We start from the raw sequence: 14388 nt of genomic DNA on the forward strand, positions 1-14388 counted from the left end.
GCGGGAAGCGCCGCGGCACGGATGCGGCCGCGCAGTCCTTCGCGCGCGAGGACCTCGTCGGGCACGGCGCGGAACCCGTCTGCATCCCACTCCAGATCGATCGCACCCGCGCGCATCACGAACACCCGGTCGACGAGGTCCTGGAGGTAGCGCAGGCGGTGCTCGGCGACGACGATCGTCACGCCACGCGACTTCAGTGTCGCCAGCGTCTGGACGAGGCGGTCGACGGCGTCGGCGGAGAGGTTGGAGCTCGGCTCGTCGAGCAGCAGCACGCGTGGCTCGTGCGCTGTGGCGGCGGCGATCGCGACCTGCTGCTGCTGACCGCCCGACAGGTCAGGTAAGCGCTGACCCGTCGGGACTCCCGCGGCAGGGGCGGCGAGCTCGCCGGCGACCCGCACCCGCATTCGCTCACGGTCGAAGCCGAAGTTCTCCATCGCGAAGGCGAGCTCCGCTGCCACGGAGTCGGTGAAGAACTGGCGGCGCGGATGCTGCAGCACGGTGCCGGTGACAAGCCCGATCTCGTCGAGCTCGGCCGCAGTCGTGTCCATGCCGCCCACAGTCACGCGGCCGTCGAGCACGCCCTCTTCATGGAACTGCGGGATCAGACCGTTCATGAGCCGCAACGCGGTCGACTTGCCCGAACCCGACGCGCCGCACACCACGACGAACTCACCTGGTGCGATGCGCAGGTCGAGGTTCCGCAGGCTCGCCCCATCGGCGTGCGGGTAGGTCCAGGTGACGTCGTCGATGCGGATCACGTCAGCGGCGAGGGGGTCAGAAGGGCCCACGTGCCGAGGACGGCGAGCACGAGGAGCAGGATCGCGTCGGGCGCGCCGAAGCGGGGCGGCACGAGCGAGCTGGGCGTCCGCCGCGACCCCAGGCCGCGCAGGATCGCCGAGGCGGACAGGTCTTCGCTCGCGCGCAGGCTCGCGGCGATCATCGGGACGGTGAAGCGTTCCAGGCTGAGGATCGGATGCCGGAGGATCCCGCGCACGCCGACGAGCCCCCGCAGCCGCATGGCGTCGAGCACGGCCGCCGCTTCGGAGGCGACAACGGGAAAGAAGCGCAGCATGACGGCGAGGGTCACCGAGATCGCCCGCGGCGCGTGCCACGACCGCAGCGCCGCGGAGAGCTGGGTGGGCGAGGTCGTCGTGATGACGTGCATGCCGACGCCGATCGCCACGACGAAGCGGAGGAGGTAGACGCAGGCGATCGACACGATCGCGGCGAACGCGCTCGGCCACCACAGCGGCACGAGCCAGCCCAGCACCCACAGCGCGACCGCCGTGACGAGAAGCCCCGCCGCGCGCGTCCACGCTCTCTCCCACACGGCGAGCCCGACCGCGAGCACGAGACCCGCCGGCACGAACTGCAGCCCGCCGGGGCTCATCACGAGCGTGCTCACGAGGACGACGAGGACGATCTTGATGCGGGGGTCGAGGCCGGCAGCGCGCGGGGCGACCGCCCGCGGCGCGGCGACCCGGGTGACGGCGATCTCAGGCAAGGCGGGCACGAACGACATGCTCACGCTCTACGGCCGCCCCGGCGCCCGCGCTCATGCCAGACCCGCGCGGCGGAAGTGCTTGCGTAGCAGGGACGTGCCCAGTAGCGCGCCGAGGAACCCGCACAAGAGCGTCGCGACGATCAGACCGGCGATGGCCGGAATGGTGACGGTCCCCTCGAACTGCGCTGTATAGTCCTCGCCCATCGACTGCATGCCGACGCCCTGCAGGTAGCCGGCGGGGTCGATGAAGAAGGGGATCCAGGGGCCCGTGAACCACGCCGAGAAGACGACGTAGGTCCAGATCGCGGCCCACTTGGAGCGATAGGCCCCGGCCCACAACACGAACTCGGCGACGACGGACACGCCGATCGTCAGCAGCGTGCTTTGCCAGGGATGGCCGACCATGAGGTAGAGCAACGCGACGACGACGCCGAAGAGCGTGACCATGCCGGCGTGCTTCACCCGTGTGAGGAACAGCATGTACGGCACGCCCGCGGCGATCGCGCTCAGTGGCAGGGTCAGCAGCATGACGAGCGGGCTGATGATGCCCAGCATCGCGATCGCGAAGATGATGACGAAGTAGATGACCGCGAAGATCGCGACGTTCAGCAGATCGCGGGCGCTGAAGCGGACCGAGAAGGAGGCGCGGGCAGACGCCGGGGCGACCGGTGAGGACGGCGGTGCGGTTTCGGTGGACATGGGTTTCCTTTCACGTGACGGTTCGGGCCGTCGGAGCGGGTTCGGAGATCACTCGTGGGAGGCGAGCTGCCAGCCGGCCGCCTCGACGCGATCGCGCCAGTAGCGCGCGTACGCGCCGCCGGCGGCGAGGAGTTCGGCGTGGGTGCCCGACTCGCGGATGCCGCCTTCGCCGTCGAGCATGACGATGAGGTCGGCCGTCTGGATCGTCTGCATCCGGTGGGCGACGACGATGAGCGTGCGGCCGCCGCGGATCTGGTCGATCGCGTCGCCGATCGCGATCTCGTTGCCGATGTCGAGCGCGCTCGTGGCTTCGTCGAGCAGCACGACGGGGGCGTCCTTGAGCAGGGCACGAGCGATGGAAACACGCTGCCGCTCGCCGCCGGACAGATTCGATCCGCCCTCGCCGACACGGGCATCCCACCCGCCGGGCAGCCGCTCGACGATCTCGTCGACGCGGGCGCGAGTGGCGGCGGCGATGACCTCGTCGCGGCTGAGGTCGGGGCCTCCGATCCAGACGTTGCTCAGGATCGTGTCGTCGAACAGGTACACGTCCTGGAACACCGGGGCCACGGCGGCTTCGACGACGTCGGTGCCGAGTTCGGGCAGCGGCACGCCGCCGAGCAGCACCGTTCCCTCCTCGGGGTCGTAGAAGCGGGCGACGAGCTTCGTGATCGTCGTCTTGCCCGAACCCGAGGGACCGACGATCGCCGTCATGCCGCCGGACGGCGCCGTGAAGGAGAGGTCCCGCAACACGGCGTCGCCGCCGTAGCCGAACGTGACGCTCCGGAACTCGACCCCGTAGTCGGCGGGGGCCTGGGGCTGCCGCGGCTCGGGGAGCCGGGGCACGGCGGCGAACTCGTCGAGCCGGTCGATCGTCGTGCGAGCGACAGCGATACCGCCCCCGAGGTCGCCAGCGGTGACGATCGGCTCGTTGAACCGAACCCCGAGCACGAGCAGGGCGATGAGCGTCGCGATGTCGACGGTTCCGCCGATGGCGAGGAACGCGCCCGTGACCAGCAGCACGGTGATGGAGAGCTGGATGAGGCCCGCGAAGGTCGCGATGGCCGCGCCACCGGTGACGAGCAGGCCGCGATACTCGCGGTGCTGTTCCTCGAGCGCCTCATCGACGAGCCGGTCGGCGATCGACCCCTCGCCCGCCGTCCGCAGCGCCGGCTGCGCGCGGGCGAACTCGACGACGCGGTTGGATGCTTCGGCCACCGCGAGCGAGTGCTTCTTGTCGCCGCGTCCGATGCCGGCGCTCAGCCAGCGGTAGCCGATCGCGATGATCGGCACCATGACAGTCATCGCGAGCGCGAGTCGCCAGTCGAAGAAGTACATGCCGACGAGCACCGTCGCGGGGGCGACGAACCCGGCGATGATCTGCCGCAGGATGGCGTACGGCATGGTCGAGACGAACATCGCCCCCTGGGTGGCAAGTCCCGTGATGAGGCCGGTGCGGTCCGTGGAGTACCACGACACCGGGAGCGAGACGACGCTGTCGCCGAGGCGCTGCAGGAGCGAGTCGAGCACCGCGGTCGACGCCGCCATGCCGATCTGGCTGGCGAACCACGACGCGACGACGTAGCCGATCGCGGTGGCGGCGACGGCGATGAGCGAGCCCCACGCACCAGAGATGTCACCGACGAACAGCGACCGCAGCACCGGCACGAGCAAGAGGAACGCGATGCCCTGCAGGAGCGCGGCGACGATGACGCACGCGAGTTCTGCGTTGACGAGGCGGCGCGCGCGGGGGGAACAGTAGTGCAGCAGGCGACCGATCATCGCCGGGCTCCTTCCGGACGGGAGCGGGCATGGTTCGCCTGGTAGTCGGCCCACATCTGCGCGAAGCGCCCGCCCGCCGTGACGAGTTCCGGATGGGTGCCGTGCTCGACGACGCGGCCGCCGTCGAGCACGAGGATCTGGTCGGCTCCGACGATCGTGTGCAGGCGATGGGCGATGACGAGTACCGTCCGGTCGGCGGCGAGGGTCGACAGCGCCCGCTGGATCGCCGCCTCGGAGTCGGGGTCGGCGAACGCGGTCGCCTCGTCGAGCACGAGGATCGGCGCGTCGGCCAGCAGCGCGCGGGCGATCGTCACCCGCTGGGCCTCGCCTCCGGAGAGGTTCGCGTCCTCCCCGACGACGGCATCGTATCCGCGCGCGAAGCGCAGGATGCGGTCGTGGATCTGCGCGGCGCGGGCCGCGGCCTCGACCTCCTCGTCGCTGGCGTCGGGGCGGGTGAGACGGATGTTGTCGCGCAGGCTCGCGCGCAGCAGCTGCACGTCCTGGAACACGAACCCGACCTGATGGTAGAGCTCCTGAGAAGCGAGCTGCCGCACATCGGCGCCCCCGATCGCGACCGCACCGGCATCCACGTCGTAGAAGCGGGGGACGAGCTTGGCGAGCGTCGACTTGCCCGAGCCGGAGGCTCCAACGAGTGCCGTGACGGCGCCGGGTGCGCAGGCGGCGGCGATCTCGTGCAGCACGCGGTGCTCGCCGTCGTAGCTGAAACTCACGTCGTCGAAGCCGACGTCGTGGCCGTCCGGGGTCTGCGGCGTATCCGGCTGGCTCACCGGGGGGAGGGCGAAGAACGCCGTCAGTGATTCGCTCGCCTTCGCGGCGTTGCGCAGGAACTGTCCCGAGGCACCCATCTTCATGAGCGGAGCCGTCAGCCCGAGGCCGAGAAGAAGGCCGGGGAGCACGTCGACCGGGGATGCGCCGCCGTTCGCAACAAGCCACACGGCGGCAGTCAGCAGCCAGGCGAGCACGACGATCGGCGAAGCAAGGAGTTCGATGATCGTGAACGCGACGGCGGTCTCGCGCGTCCACTGGTCGACGAAGCGCACGTAGTCGGTGGTCGCGTCGCGGTAGCGGCGGTGGCTACGCCCGACCTGCCCGAAGCGCTTGACGACGGCGATGCCTTGCACGAACTCGACGGTCGCGCCGGACAGCGCCTGTGTCGCGGCGTCGTACTGCACGTACTTTTCGCCCGAGCCGCGCATCATGACCGGGAACAGCAGCACGACGAGCACGAGCGGGACGAGGGCGGCGAGCGCCATCCGCCAGTCGACCACGAACAGGTACACGAGGCTGATCAGCGGCACGGTGATCGCGGTGACGACGTCCTGGATCGAGTGCGCGACGAGCTGGTGCAGCGCGACGACGTCGTTCTCGACGAGTTTGCGCACGGCGCCCGAGCTGCGCTGGTCGAACCAGCCGAGCGGTAGGCGCTGTAGATGACGCACGATGCGATGGCGCAGCGACCGCTGCAGCTCACCGTCCGCGAAGTGGCCGGCGGCCCCTGCGGCAAAGGCGGCGCCGAAGCTCACGATCAGCGCGATGATCGCCACGATCACGATCGCCCAGACGCGGCCCGCATCGACGGGGGCGCCGCCGAGGGTCGGCAGCAGGGTGCGCGCGAGCTCGACGATCGCGATGAACGGGATCACGCCACTTGCCGCCCCGAGCACCGCGAGGCCGATGATCCCCGCGAGGCTGCCCTTCACCGGGGCGAAGATCGACTCCCCCGCGCTGATCTCTCTGGACTGTGCGCTCATCCGCGCCTCCCGGTCTGCTGAGAACGATTCTCACATCATATACTGAACGGTGTTCTAATTGTGCGGCCAGCCTACAAGTTAGGTAAGCCTAAGCTCAAGCACTGATGAGAAGGAGTGTCCGTGACGACGACTGTTCCGGCCCCGTTCCACGCCGGTCTGACTCCCGAGCGTGTCGTCGACGCGGCCGAGGAGCTCACCGCCGAGTCCCATCTGATGATCTGGTCGATCCGCGATCTCGCGGCGCGGCTCGGGGTGTCGCCCTCGGTGATCTACCATCACGTCGGAGGCAAGGATCTGTTGAGCCGGAGAGTGGTCGAGCGGATGCTCGTGCGCATCGAACTGCCTGACCCGCAGCTTGGCTGGCAGGAGTGGTTTCGCCGCCTGCTGCGGAGCGCGGGGCCCGTCGCGGCGGCGTATCCGGGCACCGCGAAGTGGATGCTGATGCACGGGCCGACCCTGCCGGCCGCGCTGCCCGTGGTCGAGGCGGGCATGGCGAAGCTCGAGGATGCGGGATTCGGCGATCGGGCGGCGTTGGCGTACGCCGCGTTGCTCAACAACGCGATGCTCACCGTGTCGATGGGTGACGACCGGCTCCAGCACGAGGACGATGGGCCCCGCGATCACGCCACGATGATGGCAGAGTTCAGCCAGCTGACCGCGGCACCCGCGCACGTGAGAGCGATGGGCGAGGACTTCATCGCCCGCTTCGCCGAGGGCGGACAGACGGCTCAGCGCATGCGCTGGGACTATTACCACTTCGTGGTGGACACGACCATCGCCGGGATCGACACGACCTGCCAGGAGAGGATGACATGACGACAGATTCCCCGCTTGACCCCCTGCTCTCGTCGTGGGAGCGGCAGCAGGAGGGCTACGTGGCCCACCGCGAGCAGCGCTTCGAGGTCGTCCTGACGTGCCTCGCGTACACTGGGCCACCGCGACTCGTCCTCGATCTCGGTGCCGGCACGGGTGCGTTCACGCGCCGCATCCTCGACCGCTTTCCGGCGGTGCGAGCCGTCGCCGTCGACTACGACCCCGCACTGCTGGCCCTCGCCCGGCACCAGTTGGCGCCCTACGGCGACCGCATCAGCATCGTCGAGGCAGACCTCGCCGACCCGGAGTGGGCCGATCGCCTGCCGGAGGTACCGGATGCCGCGGTATCGAGCACGGCTCTGCACTGGCTGACGCCCGGCCAGCTCCTCGCGCTCTACACCCGGCTCGGGCAGCTCCTGCCTGCCGGGGCCACTATCTTCAATGCGGATCATCTGCGGCGGCCGCGCGAGGACTCGTTCCTGCACCGGATCAGCGCCGCGGACGACGCTCACCAGCAGGATGAGGCGTTCCGCGGCGACGGCATCCCCGATTGGAACGCGTGGTGGCGTCAGCTCGGTGCACTGCCCGGCTTCGCGGAGCTCGTCGCCGAACGCGAGCGCCGCTTCGGCGGCGACGACGCCGTCCGCGACGACCTCCCGCCGGCCTTCCACCTCGAGGCGCTGCGCGCCGCCGGATTCGTCGAGGCGGGCACGATCTGGCAGCACTTCGACGACTACGTCATCTACGGCGTGCGATAGCGCGAACCCGCGTGCCGCGTCACCTCGACGAACCTCGGGCGGATGCCTGCGCTGCCTGCAGGATGCCGGGGGGCCCGGCGACGCGCTGGAGAAGCTCGCGCAGCCGCGGCTGGAGCGATTCTCATCGCGGCTTCGGGAGCCGCCGGTCCGCCGGCCCTGGCGCGTCTGATCCGTTACTGCGGCGTCGAGCGGGGCGCGCATTCGCGCCCCCTCCACATGAGAGCCGTTACCATCTCGGTATGGGCGTCGCACTGCACCAGGGCGTGCGCGCGGCATCCCCTCGCTGGACCAAGTGGGTCTCGGTGGCCATCGCCTGGGCCGGTGCGATCGCGACGGCGCTGCTGTTCGCACGGCTCGCGCCGATGCTGGACGCTGAGGCGCCGGATGCCGGGACGATCGTGCTGATGGTGGCACTCGCGCTCGTGTCGGCGGGATGCGCCGCCGCCGGTCCCGCGTTCTCGGACTGGGCGGCGTCGGAGACGGAGCGGCGGCTACGCGCTGCGGTCGTCAGCCGCGTCTTCGACCTCGGGGTCACCGGAACCGCCGACCGCTCCGGGCCGCTGCTGTCGCTCGCGACCGACGCCGTCGAGCGCACCGCGCACTACCGCGCCGGGTTCCTCGGCCCGATCATCGGGGCGATGACGACCCCGTTGCTCGTGCTCGGAGTCATGGCGGTGACGGTCGATCCGGTGACGGCAGCATGGCTGGCAGTGCTCGTGCTGCTCGTGCCGCTGCTCATCGGCGGCTTTCAGCGACTGGTGCGGCCGATCGGCGCGGCCTACCGCCGTTCACAGGCGCAGCTGACCTCGGCTTTCCTCGAAGCGATCCAGGCGCTGGAAACCCTCGTCTACGCGCGCGCCGCGGGACGGGTCGGCGCCGACCTCGCCCGTCGCGGTGAGGCGTATCGGCGACGGCTGATGCGGCTGCTCGCCGGAAACCAGCTGCTGATCCTCGTCGTGGATGCCGCGTTCTCGCTCACCGTCGTCGTCGCGGCCGCTGCGATCGCAACGCTCCGCGTTGCCGGCGGAGACCTCGCCCTCGGTGCCGGCGTCGCGATCGTGCTCATGACGACGCTCGTCATCGGACCGGTGGATGTCGTGGGGCAGTTCTTCTACATCGGCATCGCCGGCCGTGCAGCGCAGCAGCGGGTCGGTGCGCACCTCGCCGGGCCGGCCTCCGCGTCGGCATCCGATCCTGCGACGGGTGCGGCCGCCCCGGCATCCCCGGGCGCGGCGATCGAGCTGGAAGACGTGAGCGTCGGCTGGCCCGGTCGCGCGCCCGTTCTTCAGGGCGTGTCGCTGCGGATCGAGCGCGGCGAGCGCGTCGCACTCGTCGGACCGAGCGGGATCGGCAAGTCCACCGTCGCAGCCCTCCTGCAGGCGCACCTGCTGCCGTTCTCCGGGCGGGCGCGCATCGACGGGCTCGACCTCGGAGTGGCGACGGCCGATGCCGTGCGGTCGCGGCTCGCGGTCGTCGAGCAGCGCGCGTTCCTGTTCCTCGGCACGATCGCCGCGAACCTGCGGATCGCCGATCCGGATGCCGACGACGCGCGCCTCTGGGACGCGTTGGAGCTCGCCGGTCTGCGCGCCGAGGTCGAGGCGATGCCCGAGCGTCTCGACACGCCGGTCGGCGAGCACGGCCGGATGCTGTCCGGAGGGCAGGCACAGCGCCTGCAGATCGCACGAGCGTGGCTGCGCGATGCGCCGATCCTGCTGCTGGACGAGCCCACCTCTCAAGTGGACCTGGCCGGCGAAGCCGCGATTCTCGCGGCGCTCGACAGGCTCGCCGCCGGGCGCACGGTGCTCATGATCGCCCACCGACCTGGTTCGATCCTCGCCGCCGACCGGGTCATCGACCTCGCCGCGCTGGGGTGTCGATCATGAGCCGATGTCAGCTCGCGGGCTGGCTGATCCGGCAGACGCGGACACTGCTGGCGCCGCTCATCGTGTCCGTGCTCGCCCGGATCGCCGGTCAGCTCCTCGGGGTGGCCCTCTTCGTCGTCGCCGCGGCGGCGCTCGGCCGGGCGGCCGCAGGCGAGCAGCTCGGCATCCTCCCGCTCGTGGCGGGGCTCGTGGGCATCGCGCTGCTGAAAGCCGGACTGCGCTACCTGGAGCACTACAGCGGGCACTGGGTCGCTTTCGCGGCGCTGCAACGGCTGCGGGAACTGTTCTTCGCGCGGCTCGTGCCGCAGGCTCCGGCCGCCACGACCGGGCGCGCCGGGGCCGATCTCACCGAACGTGCGACGCGCGACATCGACCGGATCGAGGTGTTCTTCGCCCACACCTTCCCGCCCGCCGTGAGCGCGGTCGTCGTCCCCATGATCGCCCTGACCTGGCTCGGGATCGCAGTGAGCGGCATCCTCGCCGCCTGTATCGCGCCCTTCGTGCTGCTCGCGTTGCTCGCACCGATGTTGTCGGGTCGCGCCACCTGGCGGGCGTCCGGCCGTGTCGCCGAGTTGCGCGGGCAGCTCGCCGCGCAGGTCGGCGACGACATCCAGGGGGTGCGCGAGGTCCTCGGCTTCGGGGCGCAGCGCAGCCGGCTGCTCCTGCTCGATTCCACCGGGCGTGCACTGACGAACGCGCGCGGCGCCGTCTCACGCATTCAGGCGGGGCGGACCGCGACGGTCGTGCTGCTGCAGTCGTTCGCGCTCATCGTGACCGCCGTCGTCGCCACGGGCGCAGGGGCACCGGCCTCGCAGACCGGGATTGCGCTGGCCGTCGCCGTCGGGCTCTGGGTGCCGGTGCGCGGCGTCGAGGGGTTCGTCTCGGGACTCGACGCCGTCTTCGCGGCGACGGCGCGCGTCAGGGAGGTCATCGAGGGCACTCCGGCTGTCGCCGAGCCCGCCGGTGAACGGCCGCTACCCGCCGCATCGACGGGATCGACGGGATCGACGATCGTGCTCGACGGCGTGACCGTGCGGCATCCCGGCCGCGACGAACCCGCGTTGCGGGAGGTCACCGCGCGTTTCGATCACGGCGCGTGGAGCATCGTCGTGGGGGTTTCCGGCTCGGGCAAGTCGACCCTCGCGACGCTCCTGGTGCGCGGCCTCGACCCCGACGACGGCACCGTCCGAATCGACGGGGTGGATCTGCGCGAGCTGACCACGTCCGCGGTGCGCGGCCGGGTCGCCCTCGTGTCTCAGCATCCGACTCTCCTGTCCGGCACGATCGACGAGAACCTGCGTCTCGCCGCGCCGGATGCCGAGGCGGAGGCGATCACCGAGGCCCTCGCGGTCGTGGCTCTCGACGACTGGGTCGCCACGCTCCCCGAGGGGACCGCGACGCGGGTCGATGCTCGCGGGGTCTCGGTTTCGGGCGGGCAACTGCAGCGCCTGGCGATCGCCCGCGCACTGATCGCCGAACCCGCCGTGCTCGTGCTCGACGAAGCACTCAGCCAACTCGATGCCGACACGGCCGGCGCCGTCCGTCAGCGACTGGCCGCGCATCGATCGGGCGTGACCGTCGTCGAGATCACGCATCGCGCCGATCTGGTGCCCGACGAGGCCCCCGTCCTCGTGCTCGACGGCGGCCGGGTCGTCCAGCACGGGACAGCGGGGACGTTGCGCGACGCCGGCGGGGCGTTAAGCCGCCTCGAGGCGCGGAACTGATTCGAAAGCCTCGCGACATGAGCCAGACTTCCTCGTCCCACGGCGCGGTAGCGCCACTGAAGAGCTGACCGGCAGATCTGGGCCGCGGGGTGTCGGGCCGCGGCGGGCCACACAGATGGCGAGCGAACGGTCCGCGGGTCGCACCTGGTCGCTGCGAGACTGCCGTTCCGGCCATATGCGACCCCGCGAGCGCCTGTGCCGTGGAGAGGCGGTGGCACGCTCCTCCCTTGATCTCGTCACTCCCAGAGGGCAGACAGCTCCAGCCAGCGCTCTTCGAGGCCGGATGCCTCATCCTCCAGCGCGGTGATCTTGGCCATCTCGGCGCCAAGGAGCTGGTAGTCGGACTGGTCGAGGTCGGCGAGCTTCGCGCGGGCATCCGCGGCCTGCTGCTGCAGTTTCTCGATGCGACGTTCCAGCGAGGCGAGCTCCTTCTCGGCGGCGCGGAGTGCCGCGCCCGAGGGTGATGTCTGCGCCGGACCTGCATGAGTCGGGGCGTTTCGACTCGCCTGCGGCTCGCTCAACGACCGGGACTGGGCCGCCCGCAGCCGGAGGTACTCGTCCACCCCGCCGGGCAGGTGCCGCAACCGCCCACCCAGCACGGCGTACTGCTGGTCTGTGACCCGCTCGATGAAGTACCGGTCGTGCGAGACGACCAGCAGCGTCCCCGGCCAGGAGTCCAGCAGGTCCTCGATCGCCGCGAGCATGTCGGTGTCGAGATCATTGGTCGGCTCGTCGAGAATCAGCACGTTGGGCTGATCGAGCAGAATCAGCAGCAGTTGCAGCCGCCGCTGCTGACCGCCGGACAGGTCCTTCACAGGCGTGGACAGCTGTGCCGACGAGAACCCCAGCCGCTCCAACAGCTGGCCGGGCGTGAGCTCCGTCGCCTTGGAGCCGGTGCCGATCGTGTAGCTCGTACGCAGCCGCGAGATCACGACGCGGACCGGGTCGTCGAGGTGCTCGTCGAGCTCGTCCATGCGCTGCGTGAGGGTGGCGACCTTGACGGTCTTGCCGCGCTTGACGCGTCCGCTCGTCGGTTCCACCGTGCCGGCGACGAGCCCGAGCAGCGTCGACTTGCCGGCACCGTTGACGCCCAGGATGCCGGTGCGCTCCCCCGGCGCGATGCGCCACGTCACGTCGCGCAGCACCTCGGCATCCCCGTACGAGACCCCGGCATCGAGCAGGTCGACGACGTCCTTGCCCAGCCGCGAAACGGCGAGGGACTGCAGTTGGACGCGGTCGCGAATCTCGGGGACGTCCGCGATGAGAGCGTTGGCAGCATCGATCCGGAACCGGGGCTTCGAGGTGCGCGCCGGCGCGCCGCGACGCAGCCACGCCAGCTCTTTGCGCGCGAGGTTCTGTCGGCGCTGCTCGATGACGGCCGCCTGGCGGTCGCGCTCGACCCGCTGCAGGATGTAGGCGGCGTAGCCGCCGTCGAACGGCTCGACGATGCGGTCGTGCACCTCCCACGTCTTCGTGCTGACCTCGTCGAGAAACCAGCGGTCGTGCGTCACGACGAGCAGGGCGCCGGATGCCGGGGCCCAGCGCTTCTTCAGGTGCGCCGCGAGCCACGCGACGGCCTCGACGTCGAGATGGTTGGTCGGCTCGTCGAGCGCGAGCACATCCCAATCGCCGATGAGCAGGCGCGCCAGCGCGACGCGGCGACGCTGACCGCCGGACAGCCCCGCGACGGGCCCATCCCAGTCCAGATCCCCGACGAGTCCGGCGACGACGTCGCGGACGCGGGCGACGCCGGCCCACTCGTGCTCGGGCCGGTCGCCGACGACGCTCTGCGCGATCGTCAGCGCGTCATCGAGCGTGTCGCCCTGATCGAGCACGCCGATGCGGATGCCGGAGCGGACGGTGACCCGGCCGGCATCCGGTTGAAGCCGGCCCGCGAGCATCGCGAGCAGGCTCGACTTGCCGTCGCCGTTGCGGCCGACGATGCCGATGCGGTCACCCTCGTCGACGCCGAGCGAGACGCCGTCGAAGACGACCTTCGTGGGGAATTCCAGGTGGAGGGCCTCGGCCCCGAGCAGATGCGCCATGTCCGCTCCAGGCTACGCGAGCGGATGCGCGCGCAGCGTGCGCGAGTGGGCGTGCGCTCACGCGCCGGCCGCGTCGCCCGCCCCCGCGTTCTCTTGCCACAAGTCGTGGCAAGAGAAGCCCCCAGCCCGCAACACCTGGCAGCACAATGCAAACGGGTCCGCCGGTTATCCACGGGTCCGACGGATGCCACTCCCCGGCACAGGCGCGAGCGGTAGCATCCCAGGAACGCCCTCTCGCCCGACTCTCTCAAGGCAGAACCGTGACTCTCATGACACAGCGCCCCGCGACAGATTCCCTCCCGCCGTCACTCCCGACGATCGTGCGCCTCGTCGAGCAGTCAATCGAGGAGCAGCGCGACACGCGGGAACGACTCGACGCGCACATCAAGCTGTCGGACGAGCGCTTCAAGGCCCTCGAGGGAACCATGCAGACGGTGCAACACACCGCGAACGCGCAGTTCCTTACGCTGTCGGGACAGCTCGCCGACGTACAGAAGCAGGTAACCAGAGTCGAGGAACACGTCAGCTTCCTCACCGCCAAGGTCGTCGAGCACGACAAGCGCTTCGATCGGGTCGATGAGCGCTTCGATCGGGCCGATGAACGCTTCGACGGGCTCGACGTCAGGCTCCACGGTGTCGACGAGCGACTCGACGGAATCGACACTCGACTCGACCAGATCGACGAACGTCTCAACGGAATCGATACTCGACTCGACGGAATCGACGAACGTCTCGACCAGATCGACGCGCGACTTGACGCCCACGACAAGAGATTCGACGCAATCGACGCGCGACTTGACGCCCACGACAAGCGATTCGACGCAATCGACGCCCGGCAAGACGCCCACGACAAGCGATTCGACCAGGTCGATGCACGACTCGACGTGCTCACGGAGATGATGAAGGAGATCCGCGACGTCGTCATCGCTCGCTGACAGTCGGCACCACCTCGCCCGGCGATGCCACGACGACATCGATGGCCGGTCAGAACAGGATGTCACGGGCGAGGGTGACGACGAGCGGTGCGAAGCCGCGGCGGCTCCAGAACGGGTGCGACAGCCTGTCGTCGTCGATGTAGTGCAGCAGCACATCGTCCAGCCCACCGGATAGGGCAGGTAGGTGTAGCCGAAGTGGTTCTCATCGACCACTTCCAGTGTGGCCCCGAGTATGGCAACGGCACGTCGACCCTCCATCGCCACCCAGCCCGACACCCCGGGATCAGCATCCAGGTAGCGCTGCATCGCCAGCCGCGCCGCTGCGTCCGCATCCGGCGGGGTGGTCGCGCACCACGGCGACGGGAGCTGCGCGGCAATTCCCGCGGCAACCAGCTCGAGCACGGCGTCGGGTTCCTCAGCGATGCGACGCAACCTCATCATCTTTGCGACCCGCTTTCTCTTGTGTCTTTCGA

At 70.2% G+C, this 14388-nt stretch carries 11 protein-coding genes; 5 read left to right on the forward strand and 6 right to left on the reverse strand.

The features are described from left to right. The 5 genes from WBP48_RS06135 to WBP48_RS06155 form a co-directional block, all read right to left on the reverse strand. On the reverse strand, positions 1–788 hold a 788-nt coding region (locus WBP48_RS06135), incomplete at its 3' end, for an ABC transporter ATP-binding protein (protein WP_424437628.1). Beyond that, positions 755–1522 (reverse strand): energy-coupling factor transporter transmembrane component T, encoded by a 768-nt coding sequence (locus tag WBP48_RS06140; RefSeq protein ID WP_424437631.1) that lies wholly within the window; start codon positions 1520–1522, stop codon positions 755–757. The genes WBP48_RS06135 and WBP48_RS06140, both read right to left, overlap by 34 nt. 33 nt (positions 1523–1555) lie before the next feature. Next, on the reverse strand, positions 1556–2203 hold the full coding sequence (locus tag WBP48_RS06145) for an MptD family putative ECF transporter S component (protein WP_424437634.1): 648 nt from the start codon (positions 2201–2203) through the stop codon (positions 1556–1558). Positions 2204–2251: 48 nt separating this feature from the next. Further along, positions 2252–3985 carry an ABC transporter ATP-binding protein gene (locus WBP48_RS06150; RefSeq protein ID WP_424437637.1) on the reverse strand — a complete coding sequence of 578 codons (1734 nt, stop codon included), beginning with the start codon at positions 3983–3985 and terminating at the stop codon, positions 2252–2254. Continuing rightward, positions 3982–5757 (reverse strand): ABC transporter ATP-binding protein, encoded by a 1776-nt coding sequence (locus WBP48_RS06155; protein WP_424437640.1) that lies wholly within the window; start codon positions 5755–5757, stop codon positions 3982–3984. The genes WBP48_RS06150 and WBP48_RS06155 overlap by 4 nt, the downstream gene beginning before the upstream one ends. Before the next feature lie 120 nt (positions 5758–5877). Between WBP48_RS06155 and WBP48_RS06160 the strand changes: the two genes are divergently transcribed. The 4 genes from WBP48_RS06160 (at position 5878) to WBP48_RS06175 (ending at position 10935) form a co-directional block, all read left to right on the forward strand. Further along, positions 5878–6573, forward strand: a complete 696-nt coding sequence (locus tag WBP48_RS06160; RefSeq protein WP_424437643.1) for a TetR/AcrR family transcriptional regulator — start codon at positions 5878–5880, stop codon at positions 6571–6573. Beyond that, positions 6570–7328 carry a class I SAM-dependent methyltransferase gene (locus tag WBP48_RS06165; RefSeq protein ID WP_424437646.1) on the forward strand — a complete coding sequence of 253 codons (759 nt, stop codon included), beginning with the start codon at positions 6570–6572 and terminating at the stop codon, positions 7326–7328. Before WBP48_RS06160 ends, WBP48_RS06165 begins: the two co-directional genes overlap by 4 nt. A gap of 239 nt (positions 7329–7567) precedes the next feature. Further along, the gene (locus WBP48_RS06170) at positions 7568–9211 is read left to right on the forward strand and encodes an ABC transporter ATP-binding protein/permease (RefSeq protein WP_424437649.1); all 1644 of its coding nucleotides are present in this window, start codon (positions 7568–7570) and stop codon (positions 9209–9211) included. Continuing rightward, positions 9208–10935, forward strand: coding sequence for an amino acid ABC transporter ATP-binding/permease protein (locus tag WBP48_RS06175; protein ID WP_424437652.1), 1728 nt, complete (start codon positions 9208–9210; stop codon positions 10933–10935). Before WBP48_RS06170 ends, WBP48_RS06175 begins: the two co-directional genes overlap by 4 nt. A 236-nt stretch (positions 10936–11171) precedes the next feature. Here the strand turns inward: WBP48_RS06175 and WBP48_RS06180 are convergent, their stop codons facing one another. Then, positions 11172–12980 carry an ABC-F family ATP-binding cassette domain-containing protein gene (locus WBP48_RS06180; protein ID WP_424437655.1) on the reverse strand — a complete coding sequence of 603 codons (1809 nt, stop codon included), beginning with the start codon at positions 12978–12980 and terminating at the stop codon, positions 11172–11174. A gap of 269 nt (positions 12981–13249) precedes the next feature. Between WBP48_RS06180 and WBP48_RS06185 the strand changes: the two genes are divergently transcribed. Then, entirely contained in the window at positions 13250–13915 is a 666-nt protein-coding gene (locus WBP48_RS06185) for a hypothetical protein (protein WP_424437658.1), read from the forward strand. Positions 13916–14388: the final 473 nt, after the last annotated feature.

The sequence above is a fragment of the Microbacterium sp. genome (assembly GCF_049661145.1).
Taxonomy (GTDB): domain Bacteria; phylum Actinomycetota; class Actinomycetes; order Actinomycetales; family Microbacteriaceae; genus Microbacterium.